Raw genomic sequence first — 21,727 nt, forward strand, 5'->3', positions numbered from 1 at the left:
AATGGACGACCTGATTGCCGATTTCGTGGCCGAGTGTCGCGAGATGCTCGAAAGCCTCGGGGGCGAGATCGTCGCCTGGGAGGCCGCGCCGGCCGATCGCGCCCGCCTCGACAGCATCTTCCGCTTTGTCCACACGGTGAAGGGCAATTGCGGCTTCTTCGACTTTCCGCGCCTCGAGACGCTGAGCCACGCCGCCGAGGACTCGCTCGCCGACGTCCGCGCCGGCCGCCGTCAGCCCGATGCTGCGCTGGTCAGTGCCGTGCTCGCGGTGATCGACCGCATCGGCGAGATGATCGACGTCATCGGTGCGGGCGAGAAACTGCCCGAGGGCGACGACCATGAATTGATTGCCGCGCTGCAGCCCGGCGCCGAGGGGCCCGCCTCCGCTCCCACCGCGGTGGTCGGCGAGAAATTCGCCGCTAGCGCCGCGCCGCGGACCATCCGCCTGTCGGTCGAACTGCTCGACCGGGTGATGAGCGGGGTCAGCGACATGGTGCTCGCCCGCAACGAGCTTGCCCGCCGCCTGCGCGACAGCGAGGTCGACGTATCGGTCGACGGGGCGTTTGAGCGGCTGTCCAGCATCATCGCCGAAATGCGCGATGCCATTACCCGCACCCGCATGCAGCGGATCGAAAATCTGTTCGTCGGCCTGCCGCGAATGGTCCGTGACCTGTCGGCCGAACTCGGCAAGCAGGTGCTCGTCGATATCGAGGGCGGCGACGTCGAGCTCGATCGTGAGATGATCGAGATGATCCGCGATCCGCTGACCCACATCGTCCGCAACGCGGTCGACCACGGGATCGAGAAGCCCGCCGACCGCCTCAAGGGCGGCAAGCGTGAGATCGGCCTGCTGACCGTCTCGGCGCGCCAGTCGGGCAACCAGATATTGATCGACATCTGCGACGATGGGCGAGGCATCGACGGCAAGCGTCTGGTCGAGAAGGCGGTCGCCGCCGGATTGATCGAAGCCGCCGACGGAGCGAAGCTCGAGAAGCGCGAGCAATATGCGCTGATGTTCGAAGCCGGCCTCAGCACCGCCGCCGAGGTCACCAGCATCTCGGGCCGCGGGGTCGGCATGGACGTGGTCCGCTCCAATATCGAGCGGATCGGCGGGATCGTCGAGGTCGACAGCCGGCCGGGCCACGGCAGCCGGATGACGCTGCGCGTGCCGCTGACCCTTACCATCATTCCAGCGCTGACCGTTTCGATCGGCAGCCAGCATTTCGCCATTCCGCGCTCGGCGATCGAAGAGATCGTCCGCGCCAATGGCGAGAGCGTGGTCTTGAGCCAGGTCGGCGGGGCAGGGGTGGCGACCATCCGCGGCCGCCGCGTGCCCGAGGTCGCCCTGGCCGATATCCTTGGCCTGCCGAGTGCGTTGACCGACGCCGAGCGCACGCTGATCGTCTTGAAGCCCGCTGGCGGCGATGTGTTCGCGCTGGCGGTCGACAAGGTCCACGATCACGAGGAACTGGTGGTCAAGCCGGCCGCCCCGGCGGTGATGGCGACCGGCCTGTACGCCGGGACGACGCTCGCCGACGACGGCTCGCCGATCCTGCTGTTCGATGCCGCCGGGCTGGCGCAGGTCGGCGGGGTCAAGCTCGAGCAGCAGGAGCGCGGCAGCCGCATCGTCGATGCCAATGCCGCGACGGCGAGCGTCCGCGCCACCACGCCGGTGCTGCTGTTCCGCACGCTCGAAGGTCAGCGTCGTGCCGTCCGGCTCGGCCTGGTCGATCGGATCGAGGAAGTTCCCGCCAGCGCCATCCAGTGGGGCGCCGGCCAGCTTCGGGTCCAGCTGGGCGAAGCGATCGTGCCGCTCGCCGGGCTCGATCGCGCGCCCGACAGCGAGACCAAGGTCCGCCTCTTCCGCCTCAGCGACGGGCAGGGCGAGATCGGTTTGGCCTTCCGCGAGGTGATCGACATGGCCGAGCTGGAGGAGGACGTGCTTCCGGCCGTGTCCGCCGGCGAGGTCGAGGGCGTGACCCTGATCGGCGGCGAGCCGGCCGAACTGGTCGACGTTCACTGGCTCTTCGCCCGCTTCGGCAGCGCCGCCACGGCCGCCGAGCGCAGCATGATCTGCCGCCTGCCGTCGGACGATCCGTGGATGCAGCACATGCTGCGCCCGATCGTCGAGGCCGCCGGCTACACCGTCGTCAGCGGCGACAGCGAGGTCGAGGCCGACCTGGTGATCGCCGCCAAGGGTCAGCCCTTGCCCGCCAACGACGAGGCCGCGCGGACCATCTGGCTGCGTGCCGAGCCCGAGGCCCGCAAGAACGACAAGAGCATCTACCGTTACGACCGCGCCGGACTGATGCTCGCGCTCAAGGCCGCCGAAGGAGGCGCCAAGTGAACACGCTGCTGCTCATCGTCACCATCGCCGGCCAGCGGGTGGCGCTGCCGGCTGCCGCCGTCGAAAGCGTGGTCGAACTCGACGCGCTGATCCCGGTGCCGCGCGCCGCGGCGCATGTCGCCGGCCTGTCGGCGCTGCGCAGCCGCGTGCTGACCGTGATCGACTGCCGCCGCGCGCTCGACCTCGGCAGCAGCGACCTCAGCCGCGGGCTGTGCGAGGCCGCGGTGGTCGAGATCGAGGGCCATCATTATGCGCTGATCGTCGACAGCGTCGAGGACGTGGTCGAGGCCGCGGGCGAGCCGCAGCCGGTCCGCGCCGCGATGGGGCCGGGCTGGGAGCATGTCAGCGCCGGCCTGATCGACACCGAGGAAGGCGCGCTGCTGCTGGTCGACGTCGGCGCGCTCGTCGAGGGCGTCGAAGCCCAGGCCGCTTAACGGCTCCGTTACCTCTCCTCCCTAAGTCAGACCCGAACCGACAGGACCGAGTAGCCTTTATGAAAACCTGCCTCATCGTCGACGACTCCAAGGTCATCCGCAAGGTCGCCCGGCACATCCTCGAGACGCTCGAGTTCACAGTCGAGGAAGCCGGCGACGGCAAGGAAGCGCTCGAGCGTTGCGAGCAGACCATGCCCGATGTCGTCCTGCTCGATTGGAACATGCCGGTGATGAGCGGGATGGAATTTCTGAAACTGCTGCGTCAGCGCGGCCACTCGGACCAGCCCAAGGTCGTCTTCTGCACCACCGAGAACGACATGGCGCACATCCGCGCCGCGCTCGAGGCCGGGGCCGACGAATATGTGATGAAGCCGTTCGACCGCGAGACGCTGCACATCAAGCTTCAGCTCGTCGGCGTCGCGTAAGGTCGCGGGCATGAGCGCCGCGCTCGCCAGCAAGGCCCGCGGCGACGAGCGGCGGCCGATCCGGTTGATGATCGTCGACGATTCGACCGTCGCCCGCGCCGTGCTGTCGCGGATGGTCGAGGGCGATCGCGGGTTCGAGCTCGCAGCGGTCGCCGGGACGGCCGAGGACGCCATCGACGCGCTCGCGCACGTCCGTGTCGACGTCATCCTGCTCGATCTCGAAATGCCGGGTGCCGGGGGCTTGAAGATGCTGCCCGCGATCCTCGACGCGGCACGGGGGGCGCGGGTGATCATCGTCTCCTCGCTCGCCGAGCAGGGGGCGCAGGTGACCGTTTCTGCGTTGGCGCTGGGCGCCGCCGACACGCTTCCCAAGCCGGGCATCGGCCGCTTCAACGGCAAGTTCAGCGAAGTTCTGCTCGCCAAGCTGCGCGCGCTCGGCAATGCCGACCAGCTGATCCAGCGCAACGGCTCGGTCGCCGCCTTGCGGGCGATGGGCAATGAGCCGATGCAGTGCCTCGGGATTGGCGCCTCGACCGGCGGCATCCATGCGCTGCAGCTGATGTTCTCGGCGCTGCCCGACAAGCTTTGTGTGCCGATCCTCGTCACCCAGCATCTCCCGGCCGCCTTCATGAGCGTCTTCGCGCGCCAGCTCGGCGTTGCCGCCAAGCGCCGCGCGCTGGTCGCCGAGGACGGAATGCCTTTGCTCCGCGACGTCATCCTGGTCGCGCCGGGCGAGGCCCATCTGACGGTCGAGAATCGCGGCGGCCATCCGGTGGTCCGGCTCGATCGCCGCGCGGTCAGCAGTGGCTGCCTGCCGTCGGTCGACCCGATGCTCGCCTCGATGGCCGAATTCTACGGCGCCACTGGCCTCGGGATCATCCTCTCCGGCATGGGCCGCGACGGCCAGGTCGGGGCGACCCGGCTGGTCGGGGCCGGCGGCGCCATCTTCGCTCAGGACGAAGCCAGCTGCGCCGTCTGGGGAATGCCCAAGGCGGTCACCGACGCCGGGCTCGCCAGCGCCGTCCTGCCACCCCTTCAGCTTGCCCGCCGTGTTGCGTCCCGGGCGGGAGACCAACCATGGAAATAAGCGACAGCTCGAGCCGCATCCTCGCCGGCCTGCTCGAGGCGCGAACCGGTCAGCAACTGACGATGAACCGCCGCTGGCGGCTGGAAACCGCGCTCTCCTCGCTGATGCGCGAGCGAGGGATCGCCAGCATCGACGAACTCATCACGATCCTCGTCATGGGCAAGGAGCCCAACCTGTCCGCCAAGGTGGTGGAGGCCCTGTTGAACAACGAAACCTATTTCTTCCGCGATCGCACCCCGTTCGATCTCATCGCCAAGGCAGCGCTGCCCAAGCTGATGGAGCGTCGCGCCTCGTCGAAGCGGCTCAAGATCTGGTCGGCGGGCTGCTCGACCGGGCAGGAGGTCTACAGCTTGGCGATGATGTTCGCCGAGGACCCCCTCAAATGGGCCGGCTGGACGGTCGACATCATCGGCACCGACGTTTCGGAGACGGTGGTCGAGCGGGCGCGGACGGGCACCTACACCCAGTTCGAGGTCCAACGCGGGCTTGGCATCGCGCAGATGGTGAAGTGGTTCGAGGAGACCCCGGCCGGCTGGCGCGCGGTCGAGGCGCTGCGCAAGACGGTGCGGTTCCAGACCCACAATCTGCTCGAGTTGCCGCCGCACCCCGGCGAGTTCGACATCGTGCTATGCCGCAACGTGCTGCTCTATTTGAACCAGGCGACCCGCGAGAAGGCGTTCGACCGGCTGGCGAGCGCGATGGCGGCCGACGGCTGGTTGATGCTTGGCGCGGGCGAGACCGTCATCGGCCAGACCCGCAAGCTGGTCTCCGACAAGGACTCACGCGGGCTCTACGTCCTCGCGACTAACGAGGAACAGGCCGACCGTCGGGTCGCCTGACTTACTCCGCGATCAGGCTCATGCAGGTGAGGCCGGCTTCGGCCTTCTGCAATTCGCCCACATCGACCGGCCGCGTCTCAAACCCGAGCGTGCGCAGCCGCTGGGCGGTGCGGGGCGCGTCGGCGGGAACCAGCAACGCGCCACCAGCACGCAGGACATTGGCGCCATAGGGCTCGAGCGGGTGGTTGGGGACGACCAGATGGTCGCTGAACGGCTCGGGGTCGATCCAGTCGGGATTAAGTAGGACGACCTCGCGGCCGCGGTCATCGCGACCGGCGTAGGACGCGCCGGTCTTCAAGTGCAGGCAGCGCTTGTGCGGAACGCCGATCACTTCGTAGCCGAGCGGCGCGGCGAGGTTGGCGAGCGCGATCGCGCCGGCGCTGTCGGTCCGGCTCGACAGGCCGACAAACAATTGCTTGCCGACCTTGAGGACGTCGCCGCCGTCGAGGCGACCACGGCGCAGGCGGTGAACGGTGAAATGCTTGGCCAGGGTCGCGGCCGTGTCGTCGGCCTCGGCGCGGCGCGAGGGCGTGCCCGGGCGGGTGATGATTGCATGGTCGCCGAGCAGGATGGCGGTGTCTTCGACGAAGACGCCGTCGGGATGCTCGGCCAAAGGCTTCAGCTGGACGACGTCGAACCCGGCGTTGGCGAGCAATTCCTCATAAGTGCGGTGCTGCTTGGCCGCGAGGTCGGCGCTGATCGGCGCACGCTCCATATGAGTGAGTTCGCACTCGCCGAGCTGCGGGCTCGGCGGCCGGGTAAAGGCCAGCGCCATGCGGTTGGGTCTCCCTTGCAAGTCTGGGTCAAGCGCGCAGAAACGCGCGAGGTTCCACCCCGGCCGCGCCACAAAAAAGGCGCCCCACCGGAGCGGAGCGCCTCGTTCGTTGCCGGGCCAGCCGGCGGAGTAGAAAAGCCTAGCGCTTCGAGAACTGGAAGCTGCGGCGAGCCTTGGCCTTGCCGTACTTCTTACGCTCGACGACGCGCGGATCGCGGGTCAGGAAACCGGCCCGCTTGACGGTGGTGCGGAGGACCGGCTCGTAGCGGCTCAGCGCCTGGGCGATGCCGTGAAGCACCGCGCCGGCCTGGCCCGACAGACCGCCGCCCTTGACGGTCGCGACGACGTCGTATTGGTCGGCGCGATCGGTGATCCCGAACGGCTGGTTGATCACCAGGCGCAGGGTCGGACGGGCGAAGTAGACGGTCTGATCGCGGCCGTTGACCTCGATCTTGCCGGTGCCCGGCTTGAGCCAGACGCGCGCAACAGCGTCCTTGCGTCGTCCGGTCGCATAAGCGCGGCCATGCTTGTCGAGCTGCTGCTCGCGCAGCGGGGCTTCGGGCTGGACATTGACCGGGGCGGCGGGCGCCTCGTCGGTCGAGGTGTCCGCGTCGGCGGCCGGAGCCGCACTGGCCTCGGCCGGCGCCGGGGTCGGCGTGGGAGCCGGCTGGCTGGTCAGCTCGCCGAGGTCGGAGAGGGACTTCTTGTCGGCCATGTTATGCGCCCACCTTGTTCTTGCGGTTCATCGAAGCGACGTCGAGCGTCGCCGGAGCCTGGCCCTCGTGCGGATGCTCGGTGCCGTTGTAGAGATGCAGGTGCCGCATCTGCTCACGGCCGAGCGGGCCGCGCGGGATCATCCGCTCGACGGCCTTCTCGAGCACGCGCTCGGGGAAGCGACCCTCGAGGATCTTGTCGGCGCGGGTTTCCTTCAAGCCGCCGGCGTAACCGGTGTGCTTGTAGTAGATCTTCTGCTGCGCCTTGCGGCCCGTGAAACGGACCTTGTCGGCGTTGATCACGACCACATGATCGCCGCAGTCGACGTGCGGGGTGAAGCTCGGCTTGTGCTTGCCGCGCAGGATGTTGGCGATGATCGACGCGACACGCCCGACCACCAGACCGTCGGCATCAATGATGTGCCACTTGCGTTCGACCTCCGCCGGCTTGGCCGACTTGGTGGTCTTCAACAGCGCCTTCATGGCTGAAAAACCCTCATTTGAAACATGAAAACGCCGCCCGACGGGCAGCGCTTGGACGCGGCTAATCGCGGCGAGAGGGCAAAAAGTCAAGCATTTGAGGCATGTTCTTGACGGGTAATATGTTACCCTATGGTTTCAGGCTGCCTGACGTCATGGCCTGCTTGCGTCTCGTCGCGCAACACGGCGATCCGGTGACCGGTCAACAGGAACGCGCCGAGCAACAGCACCGCCACGCCCTGGTGGGTCGCGGCGATGTGGTGATCGACCCCGGTCAGCAGGGTCGCGATGCCGAGCAGGATCTGCAGCCCGATCACCGCGTGCAGGATCACCGCCTCGCGCCGGCTGCCGAGGCGCTTGACCTGGCGCGCCAGCACGACAGCAAAAGCGAGCACCCCGAAGGCCAGCCAGCGGTGGACGAATTGCACGGTGATCGGATTGTCGACGAAGTTGCGTAGCAGCGGCTCGAGCCATGGCGCGCCGCTCGGGTAGAGCTCGTCGCCCATCAGCGGCCAGGTGTCGAAGGCATAACCGGCGCGCAGCCCCGCGACGAACGCCCCGAACATCAACTGGAGGCTCAACGCCGCCAGCGACCAGATCGCCAGCGTCGGCAGCCGCCGCCGGACACTTCCTGGCGAGCGCAGGTCGAGCGCGGTCCACACCACGGCGCCGAACAGCAGCAGTGCGGTCAGCAGGTGCACCGCCAGCCGCACATGGCTGACTTCGGTCCGCTCACTGAGGCCGCTCGCCACCATCCACCAGCCGATCGCACCCTGCAGCCCGATCAGGAGCAGGATGGCGACGAGCCGCCCGCCGTAGCCGCGCGGAATCGCTTTTCGGACCCAGAACCACAGCAAGGGGAGCGCGATGACCAGTCCGATGACGCGACCGAGCAGGCGGTGGACATATTCCCAGAAGAAGATGCCCTTGAACTCGGCGAGGGTGATGCCGTTGTTGAGCTGCTGATATTGCGGGATCTGCTGGTAGCCGCGGAACGCCTCCTCCCATTGCGCCTGGGTCAGGGGCGGGAGGGTTCCGCTGATCGGCTTCCACTCGGTGATCGACAGCCCGCTCTCGGTCAGCCGGGTGATCCCGCCGACGACCACCATCACGAAGATGAGCGCGGCGACGGTCAGCAGCCAGGTCGATAGTGCGCGCGGTCGGGCGGTGGGCAGGTCCGAAGCGGTGGGACGCTCCAGCGGAAGGGTCGTGGCGGTCATGATGCGCGCGATATGGTCGGCAGCGAAGGGTCGGGCAAGCGGGTCGTTGGGCGAGGGCGGGATGGCCGGCCACACCTGCTGCCGAAAGCGTCGTTCCGGCGCCATGAGATGTTGTAACTTAAGGCTTGTCTCAGTATATCACCGCTCGTGACGGCGCACCTCCACTCGACTCACCGGTTCGATCGGCTGGCCATCGGCCTGTCCGGGCTGTGCGTCGTGCATTGCGTCGCGACCACGGTGCTGGTGGCATTCCTGTCGGCGGCGGGCGGCATCCTCGGGTCAGAGCTGATTCACGAGGTCGGGCTGACGCTGGCGATGGGGATCGGCGCCTTCGCTCTCTACCGCGGCATCCTTGAGCATGGCTTCATGATGCCGAGCGCGGTCGGCGGGCTGGGTCTCGGCGTGATGGCCGGCGCGCTGTCGCTTCCGCACGACGGGTCGGAAGCGGCGGCGACGATCGTCGGAGTGCTGCTCCTGGCGCTCGGCCACGACCTCAACCGTCGCGGCACGGTGCATCCGTTCGGCAAGCGCTCCACCACTTAGGTGTCGTCTCCGTCGATCAGCGGTGCCTCGGTCCGGTAGCGCGGGGTCTCGGGCGGCCAGATCAGATGCAATAGGCTGAGCGTCGCAAGTCCCAGCCCGGCCTGCCAACTGAACCGCACCACCACCGCCGCGGCGACGTAGCAGGCCGACTTGATCCAATATCGTCGGTTGAGTCGCTGGACGTAGTCGGATCGCAGGCGAGGATCGACGTTGCCGCGCGCCATCCCGACATTCCATTTGAGCAGCCAGCTCAATGAGGTCAGCGCGAGCATGTCGACCAGGAACATGCTCGCGGCGGGGAGGGCGGCGGGATGAACCAGGCTTTCCGCGAACACTCGCGAGGGGAAGGCGATGTAGCCGACCATGGCGAGGAAGACCGCGGTGGCGAGCAGGAACCAGTGCCCGGTGGTGCGATAGATCGCTCCGGAAAAATGATGGTGGACCCAGTACAGCCCGATCACCACCGAGGCGAGGAGGTAGCCGATATCCTGCGGCCAGGCGGCGGCGAGGTCGGCGCCGAGGAAGCGGCCGCCGTCACGGAATTGCGGCGCGATCACGTTGAAGATCGGCAGGGTGAAGGCGATCGCGAAGACGCCGTCGGCAAATGCTTCCATGCGCCCGGTGCCACGGGTCGCGCCTTCGCCCTCGTGCGCATCGCGCCGCGGCGGTTCCTGGAGGTCGGCTGGGGCGGGGGATAGGGCCATCACCCACCGTAACGAAGCGTTTCGCGGCTCGGTTCACTTGTTCCTGGCGCGGCGAGAGAGTATCTCATCACCATGTCCGGCCATCATCATCAAAGCCACGAGGGCGAACGCCTGGTCGACGCGGCCAAGGCGCGCCTGACCGAAACCGGCGAGCAGTGGACCGGAATGCGCGAAGCGGTATTCGAGGCGCTGGCCTCCTTCGAGCGGCCGGCGAGCGCCTACGACATCGCCGAAGCGGTCTCGACCGCGCAAGGGCGACGGGTCGCCGCCAACAGCGTCTACCGGATCCTCGACCTGTTCGTGGGCGCCAACCTCGCGATGCGGGTCGAGAGCGCCAACGCTTATGTCGCCAACTCGCATCCCGGGTGCCTGCACGACTGCATCTTCCTGATCTGCGACCAGTGCGGACAAGCCAAGCATATCGACGACGACCGGCTGACCGAGGGTGTCCGGGCAGCGGCCGAAAAGAGTGGCTTCGCGCCTACCAAGCCCGTGATCGAGGTGCGCGGCACCTGCGAGAGCTGCAGCTAGCTCAAGCTCGGACCCGCGGCGAACCTCATGAATTTGGTCGAGGCGATCGCCGCCGCGCTTGGCGTGGTCAATGTCCTGCTGGTCGTCCGGCGGTCGATCTGGAATTATCCGTTCGGGCTGGCGACCGTTGCGGTCTATTTCTTCGTCTTCTTTCAGCAGCGGCTCTACAGCGACGCGCTCCTCCAGCTCTTCTTCATCGCGGTGCAGCTCTATGGCTGGTGGGCGTGGCAGCGCGCCGAGCAGATCGAGCACGGCGTAGCGGTGGGTGAGCTCAGTCCGTCCGACCGCCTGCGCTGGGCGGCGGCGATCGTGGTCGCCGCCGGGGTCTGGAGCAGCCTGATGTCGTCGCTGACCGACGCCGCCGCGCCGTTCGTCGACGGCCCGATTGCGATCACCAGCGTCGCCGCGCAGCTGTTGCAGAGCTTCCGCAAGGTCGAGAGCTGGTGGCTGTGGATCCTGGTCGATCTAACCGCCATCCCGCTGTTCTTCTCGCGCGGGTTGCTGATCACCGCCGGGCTCTACGGCATCTTCCTCTGCCTGGCAGTCGCCGGGCTGCTCGAGTGGCGACGAAAGGCGACGGCGTGAAGCGCGGATTCCTGCTCGGCAAGTTCATGCCGCCCCACGCCGCACACGTCGCGCTGATCCGCTCGGCGCGGCAGCTGGTCGATCGGCTGACCGTGCTGGTCTGCGCGCAGGACGGCGACCCAATCCCGGGCCCGTCGCGGCTGGAGTGGATGCGCCAACTCTTCCCCGAGTGCCGGATTGTCTATTTCGACCGCCCGGCGCCGCAGGAGCCCGCTGACGCGCCCGATTTCTGGGAGCAATGGACGACCATCGTCCGCGACGCCCATCCCGAGCCGATCGACTATATCTTCGCCGGCGAGGCCTATGGCGCCGAGCTTGCGACGCGAATCCAGGCGTTCTTCGTGCCGCTCGGCGGACGGATTCTCGATGCCGACCGGGCCGGCCTTGGCGGCCTTTCGGCGAGCGCGGTCCGCGCCGACTGGTGGGGACACTGGCCGTGGCTGCCGGAACCGGTCAAGGCGCATTACAGTCTCACCGTCTGCCTCCACGGCGTCGAGAGCGTCGGCAAGTCGACCCTCGCCGATCAGCTTGCCCGCCATTACGAGACGATCGAGGTGCCCGAATATGGCCGCGCGCATTGCGAGGCGCATGGCACCGACTGCCGCGAGAGCGACCTGCTCCTGATCGGCCTTGCCCAGCAGGCCGAGATCGAGGCCGCGCGCGCCTGGTGTAACCGCCTGTTGATCGCCGACACCGACGCGCTGATGACCGCCGCCTGGTCGCAGATGATGATCGGCTACGTCCCCGACCAGCTTGTCTGCCACCGCCAGGCCGACCTCTACCTGCTGCTCAAGCCCGACATCCCCTTCGTCGACGATGGCACGCGCGTCTATGGCGAGCCTCGTCAGCGCGCCAAGTTCGACCGCATTACCCGCGACGTGCTCAAGCTGACCCGCGCTCCGGTGGTGGAGATCAGCGGCGAGGGCGAGGCGCGTTTCGCCGCGGCGGTCGCGGCGGTCGACCGGCTGGTGGCGCATCGCCGGCAGCAGGCGGACACCTGACCCTTGGTATCGTTCGACAGCCGCCGGTCGCTCGGGTAGAGCTGGGACATGTCCGATCGTCCCTCGACGCCGCTGCTGGACCGCATCCAGTCTCCTGCCGACATCCGCCAGCTCGACAAGGCGCAACTGCCCCAGCTGTGCGACGAGCTTCGCGCCGAGACCATCTCGGCGGTGTCGGTCACCGGCGGGCACCTTGGCGCCGGGCTCGGCGTGGTCGAGCTCACCGTCGCGATCCATTATGTGTTCAACACCCCCCAGGACAAATTGATCTGGGACGTCGGGCACCAATGCTACCCGCACAAGATCGTCACCGGACGGCGCGACCGCATCCGCACCATCCGCATGGGTGGGGGCCTGAGCGGCTTCACCAAGCGCTCGGAAAGCGAATATGACCCGTTCGGCGCGGCCCATAGCTCGACCTCGATCAGCGCGGCGTTGGGCTTCGCCATCGCCAGCAAACTCGACGACCGGCCCGAACATGCCATCGCGGTGATCGGCGACGGCGCGATGACCGCTGGCATGGCCTATGAAGCGATGAACAATGCCGAGGCCGCCGGGAACCGGCTGGTCGTGATCCTCAACGACAACGACATGTCAATCGCGCCGCCGGTCGGCAGCCTTCGCAACGCGCTCGCCCGGCTGGTGTCGAGTGGCAAATATCTTACGCCGCGCAAGCTCGCAGCTCGCATCGCCGGCCGCCTGCCGCGCCCGGTCCGCAACGCGGCCGAGCGGTTCGAGGAATATGCCCGCGGGATGATGACCGGCGGGACTTTGTTCGAGGAGCTTGGCTTCTATTACGTCGGTCCGGTCGACGGACACGACGTGATCAGCCTGGTCGAGATCCTCGAGAACGTCCGCGACGCCGACCACGGCCCGATGCTGATCCATGCGGTGACGCAGAAGGGCAAGGGCTATGCGCCCGCCGAGAACAGTGCCGACAAATATCATGGCGTGGTCAAGTTCGACGTCGTCACCGGCAAGCAGGACAAGGGGCCGAGCGGCCCTCCAAGCTATACCCAGGTGTTCGCCGACGCGCTGACCGCGGAGGCCGAGCGCGATCCCAAGATCGTCGCGATCACCGCGGCGATGCCGAGCGGGACCGGGCTCGACCGGTTCGAGAAGAAATTCCCCGAGCGCACTTTCGACGTCGGCATCGCCGAGCAGCATGCGGTGACCTTCGCGGCAGGGTTGGCGGCGCAGGGCTATCGGCCGTTCTGCGCCATTTACTCGACCTTTCTTCAGCGCGCGTACGACCAAGTCGTCCACGACGTCGCGATCCAGAATCTGCCGGTCCGCTTCGGGCTCGACCGTGCCGGGCTGGTCGGCGCCGACGGGGCGACCCACGCCGGCAGCTTCGACCTCGCCTACCTCTGCACCCTGCCCAATTTCACGGTGATGGCCGCCGCCGACGAGGTTGAGCTCGCCAACATGGTCCACACCATGGCGCTCCATGATAGCGGGCCGAGTGCGGTTCGCTATCCGCGCGGCAATGGTGAGGGGCTGCTCATGCCCGCGCAGCCGGAGCGGCTCGAGATCGGTAAGGGGCGGATCGTCAAGGAAGGCAAGACCGTCGCCATCCTGTCGCTCGGTACCCGGCTCGGCGAAGCGCTCAAGGCGGCCGAGCAGCTCGAGAGCAAGGGGCTGAGCACCACGGTCGCCGACCTGCGCTTCGCAAAGCCGCTCGACGAGGCGCTGATCCGCAAACTGCTGACCACACATGAGGTCGCGGTGACTGTCGAGGAAGCCGCGGTGGGCGGCTTCGGCGCCCACGTCCTGACACTCGCCAGCGACGAGGGCCTGATCGACGCCGGGCTCAAGCTGCGCACCATGCGTCTGCCCGATCGCTTCCAGGATCAGGACAAGCCCGACAAGCAGTATGACGAGGCGGGGCTCAACGCGCCGGCGATCGTCGACACAGTCCTGAAAGCACTCCGCCGCAACAGCGTCGGCGTCGAAGAGGGCGCGCGGGCGTAAGCGAGCATGAAGCAACGCGCTGACCAGGCGCTGGTCGAGCGCGGGCTGGTCGAGAGCCGGTCCAAGGCGCAGGCGCTGATCATGGCCGGGCTGGTGTTTGCCGGGACACGGAAGATCGCCAAGGCTGGCGAGATGGTCGGCGCCGACGTGCCGCTCGATTTGCGCGGCAAGGATCATCCGTGGGTGTCGCGCGGCGGACTCAAGCTGGATCACGGCCTTAGCCACTTCGGCATCGACGTGACCGGCGCAGTGGCGCTGGACGTCGGGAGTTCGACGGGCGGCTTCACCGACGTGTTGCTTACGCGCGGTGCGGCCAAGGTGTTCGCGGTCGACGTCGGGACCAACCAGCTCGCCTGGAAGCTGCGCCAGGACGACCGGGTAGTCGTTATGGAGCAGTTCAACGCCCGCAACCTGACCGCCGTCGAGATTGCCGAGCCGATCGACATCGTCGTCTGCGACGCCAGTTTCATCGGTCTCGCCAAAGTGATCGAGGCGCCGCTTAAGCTAGCGAGGGTCGGCGCCCATGCGGTGCTGCTGATCAAGCCGCAGTTCGAGGCCGGGCGTGAGGAAGTGGGGAAGGGCGGGGTGGTCCGTGATCCGGCCGTCCACAAGCGCGTCTGCGCCGACGCTGCGGCATGGATCGCTTCGCAGGGTTGGCGGGTTCTGGGGATTACCCCGAGCCCGATCACCGGGCCCGAGGGCAACGTCGAATTTCTTCTTGGGGCAGTGAAGGAGGACGAGTATGGCGACCACGGCTGACGGCTTCGATGACGGCGCGCCGCGCCCGCGCCGCAGCTGGTGGAAGATCGCGCTGGTCGCGGTGCCTGCGATCGTCGTTGCCGGGTCGGCGATCGGCTGGCTGTCGAACAGCGGCTTCTCGAACGGCTGGTATATTCCGCTCAACAAGCCGAGCATCCAGCCGCCGGGCTGGGCATTCGGCGTGGTTTGGACGACGCTCTACACCTTCATGGGGATCGCCGTGGCCTTGCTGCTGGCGTTGCCCGCGTCGCGCCAACGCACCTTGGCGCTTACCCTGTTCGCGGTCCAGCTCGCGCTCAATTTCCTGTGGTCGCCGGTTTTCTTCGGGGCCGGCTTCATCGACTGGGCGTTCCTGATCATCCTCGCGCTCGACGTGCTGGTGACCGCGACGATCATCGCCGCCTGGCCGCTGAACAGGGTGGCGGCATTGCTGCTTGTACCCTATCTGGCATGGCTGTGCCTGGCGACGGTTCTCAACCACGAGACGGGCAAGCTTAATCCGGGCGCCGATCGCGCGCCGCTGGGCATTACGGGAGGCTAGACCATGCAGTCGCAGAACCGGCTGTTCGACGACTTCGTCAAGATCATGAACGGCGCCGCGGGCACCGTCGCGGGGATGACCCGCGAGGCGCAGGACGGAATAAAGGAGCGCATGCGCGAGTTCGTCGGCGGCATGGACTTTGTCTCGCGCGACGAGTTCGAGGCGGTCAAGGCGATGGCCGCCACCGCGCGCGAGGAAGTGGAAGCGCTGCGCAACCGCCTGGCCGCGCTCGAAGCGCGCGGCGCGCCCGCTGCGGCGACGGCCAAGCCGTCCGCTGCACCGCGCAAGAAGGGGCCGTCCACGGGCGTCGAAACGCCCGAGGAGTGAGCGACCAGTTGAGCGAGGATGACCGGAACGAGGAGCGCGAGGACGGCGCTCCGATCGAGGTGCTCGAAGCATATTTCGAGGCCCGGGGCTGGTCGTGCGAGCGCGCCGGCGACGGGGAGATCGTGGCTAGCGCGCCCGGCAGCTGGGCGCAGTACGAGCTGCGCGGGGTGTGGCGGCCCGACGACCAGGTCCTCCAGTTCCTCGCCTTTCCCGACATCAAGGTCGCGGCCGACAAGCGTCCGGCGATTTACGAGACGTTGGGCCTGATCAACGAGCAGCTGTGGCTCGGCCATTTCGAATTATGGTCGGGCTCGGGGCTGATCGTGTTCCGCTACTCGGCGCTGCTCGATAATGGCGACGGCGATGCGCTCAGTTTCGAGCAGGCGGAAGCGATCGCCGAAGCCGCGCTCGAGGAATGCGAGCGTTTTTTCCCGGTCTTCCAGTTCGTCCTGTGGGGCGGCAAGTCGCCCGGCGAGGCGATCAGCGCCGCGCTGATCGATACAGCGGGCGAAGCCTGAGGCGAGGATAGACGCATGAACGTGGTGAATGTCACTGGGGGCCAACCGGCCTCGTCGGGTCCGTTGGCGCCGTCGATCTGGTTCGTCGGCTGCGGCAACATGGCCGGGGCGATGGTCGCGGGCTGGCGCTCGGCCAGGGTCGACTTCGGCCAGTCGGTCGCGATCCGGCCGAGCGGGAAGGAGGTGCCGGGCGTGCGCACCGTGCGGACGTTGGGCGAGGCGGGCCGGCCGGCCGAGTGGCTGATCCTCGGCTTCAAGCCGCAACAGGTGCTCGAACTGGCGCCGACCATCGCGCCGTACGTCACGCCGCAGACCACGGTCATCTCGCTGCTTGCGGGGACCGAAGCGGCGAGCCTGCGGCAGCTGTTCCCGACCGCCGGGGCGATTGTCCGCGCGATGCCCAACGTCGCGACCGCAGTGCGGCGCGGGATCACCGCGCTGTTCATGCCCGACGTCTCCGACGCCCTGCGCGCGCGGCTGCGGCAGTTCTTCATGATCCTCGGGCTGACGATCGACTGCAACGCCGAGGCCGAGCTGGGTGCGATCGCCTCGATTGGCGGGGCGGGGCCGGCCTATGTCGCGCGCTTCATCGAGGCGCTCGCCAAGACCGCCGAGGAGCGCGGGATCGAGCCGTCGCTGGCCCTGGCGATCGCGCGTGAGACGGTATTCGGCACAGGATGGTTGGCGGTCACCGACAACCCCTCGATGGACGAGATCGTCCGTCGGGTCCGCAGCCCGAACGGAACCACCGCCGCCGGGCTGGCGGTGCTCGAGCCCGAACTAACGCCCTTGCTCGAGCGCACGGTCGCCGCTGCGACCAAGCGTGGCGGCGAGCTGGCCGCCGCCACCCGCGCCATTGCGTCGCCCGAGGGTGCCGCCTAAGTCGCCCGCACTGGAGTAAGGACGCATATGGCAGGGTTTGACGATCGCGACGGCTGGATCTGGATGGACGGCAAGCTCGTCCCCTGGCGCGAGGCGAACGTCCACATCCTGACCCACGCGATGCATTATGCCTCGAGCGTATTCGAAGGCCAGCGCGCATACGGCGGCAAGATCTTCCGGCTGACCGACCACAGCACCCGGCTGAAGCGAAGCGCCCGCCTGCTCGGTTTCGAAATCCCCTACAGCGTCGACGAAATCGACGCCGCCTGCATCGAAGTGCTCAAGGCTAGCGGAATGGAGGACGCCTACATGCGTCCGGTCGCGTGGCGCGGGTCGGAATCGATGGGCGTCAATCCCAAGGGGACCGAACCGCACCTCGCCATCGCCTGCTGGGAATGGGGCAAGTATTTCGACGAGGAAAAGCAGCTCAAGGGCATCCGCCTCGACATCGCCCCGTGGCGGCGGCCGGCGCCGTTCACCGCGCCGGTCCATAGCAAGGCCGCCGGGCTCTACATGATCGCGACCCTGTCCAAGCAGCATGCCGACGACCGCGGCTATGACGATGCGCTGATGTTCGACTGGCGCGGCCAGGTAGCCGAGGCGACCGGCGCCAACGCCTTCTTCATCCGCGACAACAAGCTCATCACCCCGACCCCCGACTGCTTCTTGAACGGCATCACCCGCCAGACGGTGATCGAGCTCGCCGAGAAACGCGGGATCGAGGTCGAAGTCCGCGCTATCTGGCCCGAGGAGCTGGAAAGCTTCCAGCAGATGTTCCTGACGGGCTCGGCCGCCGAAGTGACGCTGGTCCGCTCGGCGGGCCCGTGGAATTTCGAGGTCGGCGACCTCTCGCGCCAGTTGCAGCGCGACTACGACGATCTGGTCAACCACCGCCAGGCCTGACGAGGCTTGCTCCTGCCGTCCGCTCGCTTAAGGTCGCGCGCGGAGGGGGATTAAATGGCCAGTACCGCCGCGCCGGCAACACCGGAGCATGTCGTCGATCCGAAGCGCGACCGGCTGGTCATCACCGCCTCAGCGCTCGGCACCGTGTTCGAGTGGTACGACTTCTTCCTCTACGGCATCCTTGCCGCATTGCTCGGCAAGCTGTTCTTCCCGGCCGACAATCCCACCGCCGCCACCCTCGCCAGCCTGGCTGCCTTCGGCGCCGGTTTCGGCGTGCGACCATTGGGCGCATTGCTGTTCGGCTGGTTCGGCGACCGTGTGGGGCGCAAATATACCTTCCTCATCACCATCACGCTGATGGGCGGCGCGACCGGAGCGATCGGTTTCCTGCCGACCTTCGCCACTGCCGGCCTGTGGGCGCCGGTCCTGCTGGTGGGCTTGCGCCTAATCCAAGGGCTCGCGCTCGGCGGTGAGTATGGCGGTGCGGCGATCTACGTCGCCGAGCATGCACCGCCGACCAAGCGCGGCCAGTACACCAGCTGGATCCAGTTCAGCGTGGTCGGCGGGTTCCTGCTCTGCCTGGTGATGGTCCTGCTGTGCCGCCACGCGGTGAGCAAGGAGCAGTTCGACGGGTGGGGCTGGCGCGTGCCGTTTCTGGCCAGCTTCGTGATGCTCGCCATCTCGCTCTACATCCGGCTCAAGCTCAGCGAGAGCCCGGTCTTCCGGGCAATGAAGGACGCAGGCGAAACCAGCCGCAATCCGTTCAAGGACAGCCTGACCTACCCGGGCAACATCAAGCGAGTGATGGTCGCGCTGTTCGGCGTCGCCGCGGGCCTGACCGTGATCTATTATACCAGCCAGTTCGGCACGCTCTACTTCCTCCAGGGCACCGCCCGGGTCGGCGAGGAAGAGGCGCTGCTCTACATGGCCGCCGGCGCGACACTGGCCGCGCCGCTCTATGTCGGCTTCGGCGCCTTGTCCGATCGGGTCGGGCGCAAGAAGCTGCTGCTGCTCGGCTATGCGCTGACGCTGGCGCTGCTCTTCCCGCTGTTCCACCTGATGGCCGATGGCGCCAATCCCGCGCTGGGCCGCGCCACCGCCGCCTCGCCGGTCCGCCTTGAGCTACCCGCCGACTGCGAGTTCAACGTGTTCGCGGCCAAGCACTTGACCCCGTGCGCCCAGGCGCTGAACTATCTCTCCAAGCGCGGGGTCAGCTACCGCAAGGTCGCGGCATCCGATGTCGCGCTCAATGTCGGGCAGGCCAGGATCGGCGGCTTCGACCAGGCCGCCTACACCGCCGCGCTGGTCGCCGCCGGCTATCCCGACCAGGCCGATCCTGCCGAAAAGCAGCCATGGAAGATCATTCTTGCGGTGTTCGTGATGGTCGGCCTGTCGGCGATGACCTATGGCCAGGTCGCCGCCATCCTGGTCGAGATGTTCCCGGCACGGATACGCTACACGAGCATGTCGGTGCCCTATCATATCGGCTCGGGCTATTTCGGCGGCTTCCTGCCACTCATCTCGCAATATATCGTGGTGCGCACCGGCGATGCCTATGCCGGGCTGTGGTACACGATCGCGGTGGTCGCCCTGGCCTTCGTGGTCAGTGCCATCTGGCTTGAGGAAACCCATCGGCGACCGCTGGCCTGAGCATGGTGAGCGACCCCGCCGAGCCCCTTTACGTCTTGTTTGCCGATCGCGGGCTACCCTGCGGCGATGAGTGCCGAGCGTAACATGCTGGTCGACGGCAGCGAACGACCGCGGCTCGACCGCCTGGTCGCCGAAGTGCCGCTCAAAGAGCTATGCCTCATCGCCAAGCCGCGCGACGCCACCGGGCGCGAAATCCAGGAGGCACAGGTCGCGGCGCTGGTCGGAATGGTCCCGCTCACCGTCGGCGCCAACCTCGTCGCCGCCGCCACCGTGGTCTCGTCGCTGTGGGACGAGATCTCACACAACCAGCTGATCGCCTGGGCGACGTTGTTCAGCCTGCTCTGCTGCCAGCGGCTGCTGCGTGCGTGGCGGCTGCGCCACGACGCTGCCTACGCCGCGCGCAAGCCGTCGAGCGTCGGCACGATCATGCCGGCGATCGTCATCCTCTCGGTGCTGTGGGCAGTTCCGGCGCTGGTTTGGTTCGGCCAGGCCGGCGACGTCGACAAGATCCTGATCGCGCTGATGCTGTTCGGCCTCGCCAGCGGGGCAAGCGTCACGCTGTCGACGGTGCCGCCGGCCGCGCTGACCTATGTTGCGATCGTCAGCATGGCGGCGATGGCGGCGCTGGCCATCGCCGGCCATGCGCTGCTGATCAGCCTGGTGTGCCTGTTCGGCGGCGCGCTCTCCTACACCGTATTGTGGAACGCGCGGCAGTTCGTCGGCCACCTCCGCGCCCGGCTCGAGGTCGAGGAACAGGCGGCGATGATCGCCCTGCTTCGCCAGTTCGAGGCGAGCGGCAGCGACTGGCTGTGGGAACTCGATGCGAGCCTGTGCATGCGGCACATGTCGTCGGCCTTCATCGACAGCGCCGGCCAGCCGGTCGACCGGTTGCTCGGCGGGGACGTGCGCCAGCTACTCGACCCGAACGGTGACGCCCGCTCGGTCTCGCGCTCGATGCGACAATTGTTCGACGCGCTCGCCAACGGCACCGCCTTCCGCGAGATTGCGGTGCCGGTCCGCGGCGGCCGCGCGTGGTGGATCTTCTCGGGCCAGCCGCTGCTCGGGCCGGAAGGGCGGATCACCGGCTGGCGCGGGGTTGGCTCCGACGTCACCCGCTCGCGCCGCGTCGGGCGCAACTCGATCCGCGCCGCGCGGCATGATCCACTGACCGGCCTGCCGAATCGCCTGCTGATCCGTGAGCTGATCGAGGAATCGCTGCTGCGCGAACGGTCGGGCCGTGGCGGTTGCGCGCTGCTCCTGCTCGATCTCGACCGCTTCAAGCTGGTCAACGACACGCTCGGCCACGCGCTCGGCGATCAGCTGCTCGCGGCGGTGGCCGAGCGGCTGCGGACCGTCGTCCGCGAAGCCGAGGTCGGCCGGCTTGGCGGCGACGAATTCGCGATCGTCGCGCCCGGCATCACCGATCGTGCCGCGGTTGGCACCCTTGCCGACCAAGTCATCGCCGCGCTCGCGCTGCCGTTCGCGATTGGTAGCGCCGACCTCACCATCGGCGCCACCATCGGCATCGCCCTCGCGCCGTGGGACGGAACGACCGAGGGCACGCTGACCCGCAACGCCGACCTCGCGCTCTACAGCGCCAAGGCCGCCGGACGCGGTCGCTACCACTTCTTCGAACCCGCCATGGCCGAGCGTGCCAAGGCCCAGCGCGAGCTCGAGCGCGACCTGCGGCTGGCGCTGCAGAGTGGCGAGCTCAGCCTTGCCTACCAGCCGATCGTCGAGGCCGGCAGCCACCGCATCGTCGGCCGCGAGGCGCTGCTTCGCTGGCGCCACCCCGAGCGCGGCGACATCCCACCCGACCTGTTCATCCCGGTCATCGAGGACACCGGCCTGATCGGCCAGGTCGGCAATTGGGTCGTCCGCGAAGCCTGCCGCGAGGCCGCCAGCTGGACCGACAGCGCCCGCCTCGCGGTCAACGTGTCGGCGGTTCAGCTCACTGGTGCCGACCTCGTCGGGACGGTCATCAACGCACTGACGAGCAGCGGCCTGTCGCCTGCGCGGCTCGAGCTGGAGGTCACCGAAAGCGTGTTCCTCGCCGACGACGAATCCACTCGCCAAACGCTTGCGCGGCTACGCTCGATCGGAGTGCGACTGGTGCTCGACGACTTCGGGATGGGCTACAGCTCGCTGAAATCGCTCGCCCGCGGCGACTTCAGCAAAATCAAGATCGACCGCAGCTTCGTCGCCGGGGCGGGCGAGGGGCGGAGCGACGCCCGCGCGATCGTCGAGGCGGTGATCGCGCTCGGCCGGGCGATGCGTTGCGACGTTACCGCCGAGGGGATCGAAACCGCCGCGCAGGCTCGCCTGTTCGAGAAGATGGGCGTCGATCAGTTGCAGGGCTTCCACTTCGGCCGTCCGGCCGCCGCCGATCCGCGCGCGTTAGTCATCTCGGCGCCGGCGACCGATTCCGCGCGCCGCCGGATCGCCCGCGCTTAGACCCTTGAGGAGCGCCGCCGCCGCTCTATAAGCGC

At 67.8% G+C, this 21,727-nt stretch carries 23 protein-coding genes; 18 read left to right on the forward strand and 5 right to left on the reverse strand.

Going from position 1 to position 21,727, the window contains the following annotated elements; genetic code table 11:
- Position 1 precedes the first annotated feature (1 nt).
- Genes GCU42_RS02005 through GCU42_RS02025 form a run of 5 tightly spaced genes read left to right on the forward strand, consistent with a single transcriptional unit; the run spans position 2 to position 5,132 of the window.
- Entirely contained in the window at positions 2-2,347 is a 2,346-nt protein-coding gene (locus GCU42_RS02005) for a chemotaxis protein CheA (RefSeq protein ID WP_114228078.1), read from the forward strand.
- Entirely contained in the window at positions 2,344-2,781 is a 438-nt protein-coding gene (locus GCU42_RS02010) for a chemotaxis protein CheW (RefSeq protein WP_114228077.1), read from the forward strand. Before GCU42_RS02005 ends, GCU42_RS02010 begins: the two co-directional genes overlap by 4 nt.
- Before the next feature lie 59 nt (positions 2,782-2,840).
- The gene (locus GCU42_RS02015) at positions 2,841-3,206 is read left to right on the forward strand and encodes a response regulator (protein WP_114228076.1); all 366 of its coding nucleotides are present in this window, start codon (positions 2,841-2,843) and stop codon (positions 3,204-3,206) included.
- Between the two features lie 10 nt (positions 3,207-3,216).
- Entirely contained in the window at positions 3,217-4,293 is a 1,077-nt protein-coding gene (gene cheB / locus GCU42_RS02020; RefSeq protein WP_240309492.1) for a chemotaxis-specific protein-glutamate methyltransferase CheB, read from the forward strand.
- Positions 4,284-5,132 (forward strand): CheR family methyltransferase, encoded by an 849-nt coding sequence (locus GCU42_RS02025; protein WP_114228075.1) that lies wholly within the window; start codon positions 4,284-4,286, stop codon positions 5,130-5,132. Before cheB ends, GCU42_RS02025 begins: the two co-directional genes overlap by 10 nt.
- Before the next feature lies 1 nt (position 5,133).
- Here the strand turns inward: GCU42_RS02025 and GCU42_RS02030 are convergent, their stop codons facing one another.
- The 4 genes from GCU42_RS02030 to GCU42_RS02045 all read right to left on the reverse strand — a co-directional run bounded on the left by GCU42_RS02030 (position 5,134) and on the right by GCU42_RS02045 (position 8,320).
- Positions 5,134-5,907 (reverse strand): dimethylarginine dimethylaminohydrolase family protein, encoded by a 774-nt coding sequence (locus GCU42_RS02030; RefSeq protein ID WP_114228074.1) that lies wholly within the window; start codon positions 5,905-5,907, stop codon positions 5,134-5,136.
- Positions 5,908-6,046: 139 nt separating this feature from the next.
- On the reverse strand, positions 6,047-6,622 hold the full coding sequence (rpsI, locus tag GCU42_RS02035; protein ID WP_114228073.1) for a 30S ribosomal protein S9: 576 nt from the start codon (positions 6,620-6,622) through the stop codon (positions 6,047-6,049).
- Between the two features lies 1 nt (position 6,623).
- On the reverse strand, positions 6,624-7,103 hold the full coding sequence (gene rplM / locus GCU42_RS02040; RefSeq protein WP_114228072.1) for a 50S ribosomal protein L13: 480 nt from the start codon (positions 7,101-7,103) through the stop codon (positions 6,624-6,626).
- A gap of 122 nt (positions 7,104-7,225) precedes the next feature.
- Positions 7,226-8,320 carry a COX15/CtaA family protein gene (locus tag GCU42_RS02045; protein WP_114228381.1) on the reverse strand — a complete coding sequence of 365 codons (1,095 nt, stop codon included), beginning with the start codon at positions 8,318-8,320 and terminating at the stop codon, positions 7,226-7,228.
- 147 nt (positions 8,321-8,467) lie between these two features.
- On the opposite strand from GCU42_RS02045, the gene GCU42_RS02050 reads away from it, so the two are divergent.
- Complete coding sequence (locus GCU42_RS02050; protein WP_114228071.1) at positions 8,468-8,863, forward strand: MerC domain-containing protein; 396 nt, start codon at positions 8,468-8,470, stop codon at positions 8,861-8,863.
- Here the strand turns inward: GCU42_RS02050 and GCU42_RS02055 are convergent.
- Positions 8,860-9,567: a TMEM175 family protein gene (locus tag GCU42_RS02055; protein ID WP_114228070.1), complete on the reverse strand. Its 708-nt coding sequence runs from the start codon at positions 9,565-9,567 to the stop codon at positions 8,860-8,862. The genes GCU42_RS02050 and GCU42_RS02055 overlap by 4 nt on opposite strands.
- Positions 9,568-9,639: 72 nt before the next feature.
- Here GCU42_RS02055 and GCU42_RS02060 point away from each other — a divergent pair, with 72 nt between their 5' ends.
- From GCU42_RS02060 to GCU42_RS02115, 12 genes are all read left to right on the forward strand, one after another.
- Complete coding sequence (locus tag GCU42_RS02060) at positions 9,640-10,098, forward strand: Fur family transcriptional regulator (protein WP_114228069.1); 459 nt, start codon at positions 9,640-9,642, stop codon at positions 10,096-10,098.
- A 27-nt stretch (positions 10,099-10,125) separates the two neighbouring features.
- Positions 10,126-10,683 carry a nicotinamide riboside transporter PnuC gene (gene pnuC / locus GCU42_RS02065; RefSeq protein ID WP_114228068.1) on the forward strand — a complete coding sequence of 186 codons (558 nt, stop codon included), beginning with the start codon at positions 10,126-10,128 and terminating at the stop codon, positions 10,681-10,683.
- Positions 10,680-11,684, forward strand: a complete 1,005-nt coding sequence (locus tag GCU42_RS02070) for an AAA family ATPase (RefSeq protein ID WP_114228380.1) — start codon at positions 10,680-10,682, stop codon at positions 11,682-11,684. Before pnuC ends, GCU42_RS02070 begins: the two co-directional genes overlap by 4 nt.
- A 48-nt stretch (positions 11,685-11,732) precedes the next feature.
- The gene (dxs, locus tag GCU42_RS02075) at positions 11,733-13,658 is read left to right on the forward strand and encodes a 1-deoxy-D-xylulose-5-phosphate synthase (protein ID WP_114228067.1); all 1,926 of its coding nucleotides are present in this window, start codon (positions 11,733-11,735) and stop codon (positions 13,656-13,658) included.
- A gap of 6 nt (positions 13,659-13,664) precedes the next feature.
- On the forward strand, positions 13,665-14,417 hold the full coding sequence (locus GCU42_RS02080) for a TlyA family RNA methyltransferase (protein ID WP_114228066.1): 753 nt from the start codon (positions 13,665-13,667) through the stop codon (positions 14,415-14,417).
- Positions 14,401-14,958, forward strand: coding sequence for a TspO/MBR family protein (locus GCU42_RS02085; RefSeq protein WP_114228065.1), 558 nt, complete (start codon positions 14,401-14,403; stop codon positions 14,956-14,958). Before GCU42_RS02080 ends, GCU42_RS02085 begins: the two co-directional genes overlap by 17 nt.
- A gap of 3 nt (positions 14,959-14,961) precedes the next feature.
- Positions 14,962-15,285 carry an accessory factor UbiK family protein gene (locus GCU42_RS02090; RefSeq protein ID WP_114228064.1) on the forward strand — a complete coding sequence of 108 codons (324 nt, stop codon included), beginning with the start codon at positions 14,962-14,964 and terminating at the stop codon, positions 15,283-15,285.
- Positions 15,286-15,293: 8 nt separating this feature from the next.
- Positions 15,294-15,803, forward strand: coding sequence for a type III secretion system chaperone family protein (locus GCU42_RS02095; protein ID WP_114228379.1), 510 nt, complete (start codon positions 15,294-15,296; stop codon positions 15,801-15,803).
- Between the two features lie 15 nt (positions 15,804-15,818).
- The gene (locus GCU42_RS14940) at positions 15,819-16,685 is read left to right on the forward strand and encodes a pyrroline-5-carboxylate reductase family protein (RefSeq protein WP_162789259.1); all 867 of its coding nucleotides are present in this window, start codon (positions 15,819-15,821) and stop codon (positions 16,683-16,685) included.
- A gap of 27 nt (positions 16,686-16,712) precedes the next feature.
- Entirely contained in the window at positions 16,713-17,588 is an 876-nt protein-coding gene (locus tag GCU42_RS02105) for a branched-chain amino acid aminotransferase (protein ID WP_114228062.1), read from the forward strand.
- Between the two features lie 54 nt (positions 17,589-17,642).
- Complete coding sequence (locus GCU42_RS02110) at positions 17,643-19,238, forward strand: MFS transporter (protein ID WP_114228061.1); 1,596 nt, start codon at positions 17,643-17,645, stop codon at positions 19,236-19,238.
- Between the two features lie 66 nt (positions 19,239-19,304).
- Positions 19,305-21,692 (forward strand): putative bifunctional diguanylate cyclase/phosphodiesterase, encoded by a 2,388-nt coding sequence (locus GCU42_RS02115; RefSeq protein ID WP_152569422.1) that lies wholly within the window; start codon positions 19,305-19,307, stop codon positions 21,690-21,692.
- Positions 21,693-21,727: the final 35 nt, after the last annotated feature.

The organism is Sphingomonas ginsengisoli An et al. 2013, from assembly GCF_009363895.1.
In the GTDB taxonomy this organism is placed as follows: Bacteria; Pseudomonadota; Alphaproteobacteria; order Sphingomonadales; family Sphingomonadaceae; genus Sphingomicrobium; species Sphingomicrobium ginsengisoli.

What these genes read in the sequence shown, in the direction of transcription:
- GCU42_RS02005 (WP_114228078.1), top strand. Translation starts at nt 2, where the DNA reads ATGGACGACCTGATTGCCGATTTCGTGGCCGAGTGTCGCGAGATGCTC.
- GCU42_RS02015 (WP_114228076.1), top strand. Translation starts at nt 2,841, where the DNA reads ATGAAAACCTGCCTCATCGTCGACGACTCCAAGGTCATCCGCAAGGTC.
- cheB (WP_240309492.1), top strand. Translation starts at nt 3,217, where the DNA reads ATGAGCGCCGCGCTCGCCAGCAAGGCCCGCGGCGACGAGCGGCGGCCG.
- GCU42_RS02025 (WP_114228075.1), top strand. Translation starts at nt 4,284, where the DNA reads ATGGAAATAAGCGACAGCTCGAGCCGCATCCTCGCCGGCCTGCTCGAG.
- GCU42_RS02030 (WP_114228074.1), bottom strand. Translation starts at nt 5,907, where the DNA reads ATGGCGCTGGCCTTTACCCGGCCGCCGAGCCCGCAGCTCGGCGAGTGC.
- rpsI (WP_114228073.1), bottom strand. Translation starts at nt 6,622, where the DNA reads ATGGCCGACAAGAAGTCCCTCTCCGACCTCGGCGAGCTGACCAGCCAG.
- rplM (WP_114228072.1), bottom strand. Translation starts at nt 7,103, where the DNA reads ATGAAGGCGCTGTTGAAGACCACCAAGTCGGCCAAGCCGGCGGAGGTC.
- GCU42_RS02045 (WP_114228381.1), bottom strand. Translation starts at nt 8,320, where the DNA reads ATGACCGCCACGACCCTTCCGCTGGAGCGTCCCACCGCTTCGGACCTG.
- GCU42_RS02055 (WP_114228070.1), bottom strand. Translation starts at nt 9,567, where the DNA reads ATGGCCCTATCCCCCGCCCCAGCCGACCTCCAGGAACCGCCGCGGCGC.
- GCU42_RS02060 (WP_114228069.1), top strand. Translation starts at nt 9,640, where the DNA reads ATGTCCGGCCATCATCATCAAAGCCACGAGGGCGAACGCCTGGTCGAC.
- pnuC (WP_114228068.1), top strand. Translation starts at nt 10,126, where the DNA reads ATGAATTTGGTCGAGGCGATCGCCGCCGCGCTTGGCGTGGTCAATGTC.
- dxs (WP_114228067.1), top strand. Translation starts at nt 11,733, where the DNA reads ATGTCCGATCGTCCCTCGACGCCGCTGCTGGACCGCATCCAGTCTCCT.
- GCU42_RS02080 (WP_114228066.1), top strand. Translation starts at nt 13,665, where the DNA reads ATGAAGCAACGCGCTGACCAGGCGCTGGTCGAGCGCGGGCTGGTCGAG.
- GCU42_RS02085 (WP_114228065.1), top strand. Translation starts at nt 14,401, where the DNA reads ATGGCGACCACGGCTGACGGCTTCGATGACGGCGCGCCGCGCCCGCGC.
- GCU42_RS02090 (WP_114228064.1), top strand. Translation starts at nt 14,962, where the DNA reads ATGCAGTCGCAGAACCGGCTGTTCGACGACTTCGTCAAGATCATGAAC.
- GCU42_RS14940 (WP_162789259.1), top strand. Translation starts at nt 15,819, where the DNA reads ATGAACGTGGTGAATGTCACTGGGGGCCAACCGGCCTCGTCGGGTCCG.
- GCU42_RS02105 (WP_114228062.1), top strand. Translation starts at nt 16,713, where the DNA reads ATGGCAGGGTTTGACGATCGCGACGGCTGGATCTGGATGGACGGCAAG.
- GCU42_RS02110 (WP_114228061.1), top strand. Translation starts at nt 17,643, where the DNA reads ATGGCCAGTACCGCCGCGCCGGCAACACCGGAGCATGTCGTCGATCCG.
- GCU42_RS02115 (WP_152569422.1), top strand. Translation starts at nt 19,305, where the DNA reads ATGAGTGCCGAGCGTAACATGCTGGTCGACGGCAGCGAACGACCGCGG.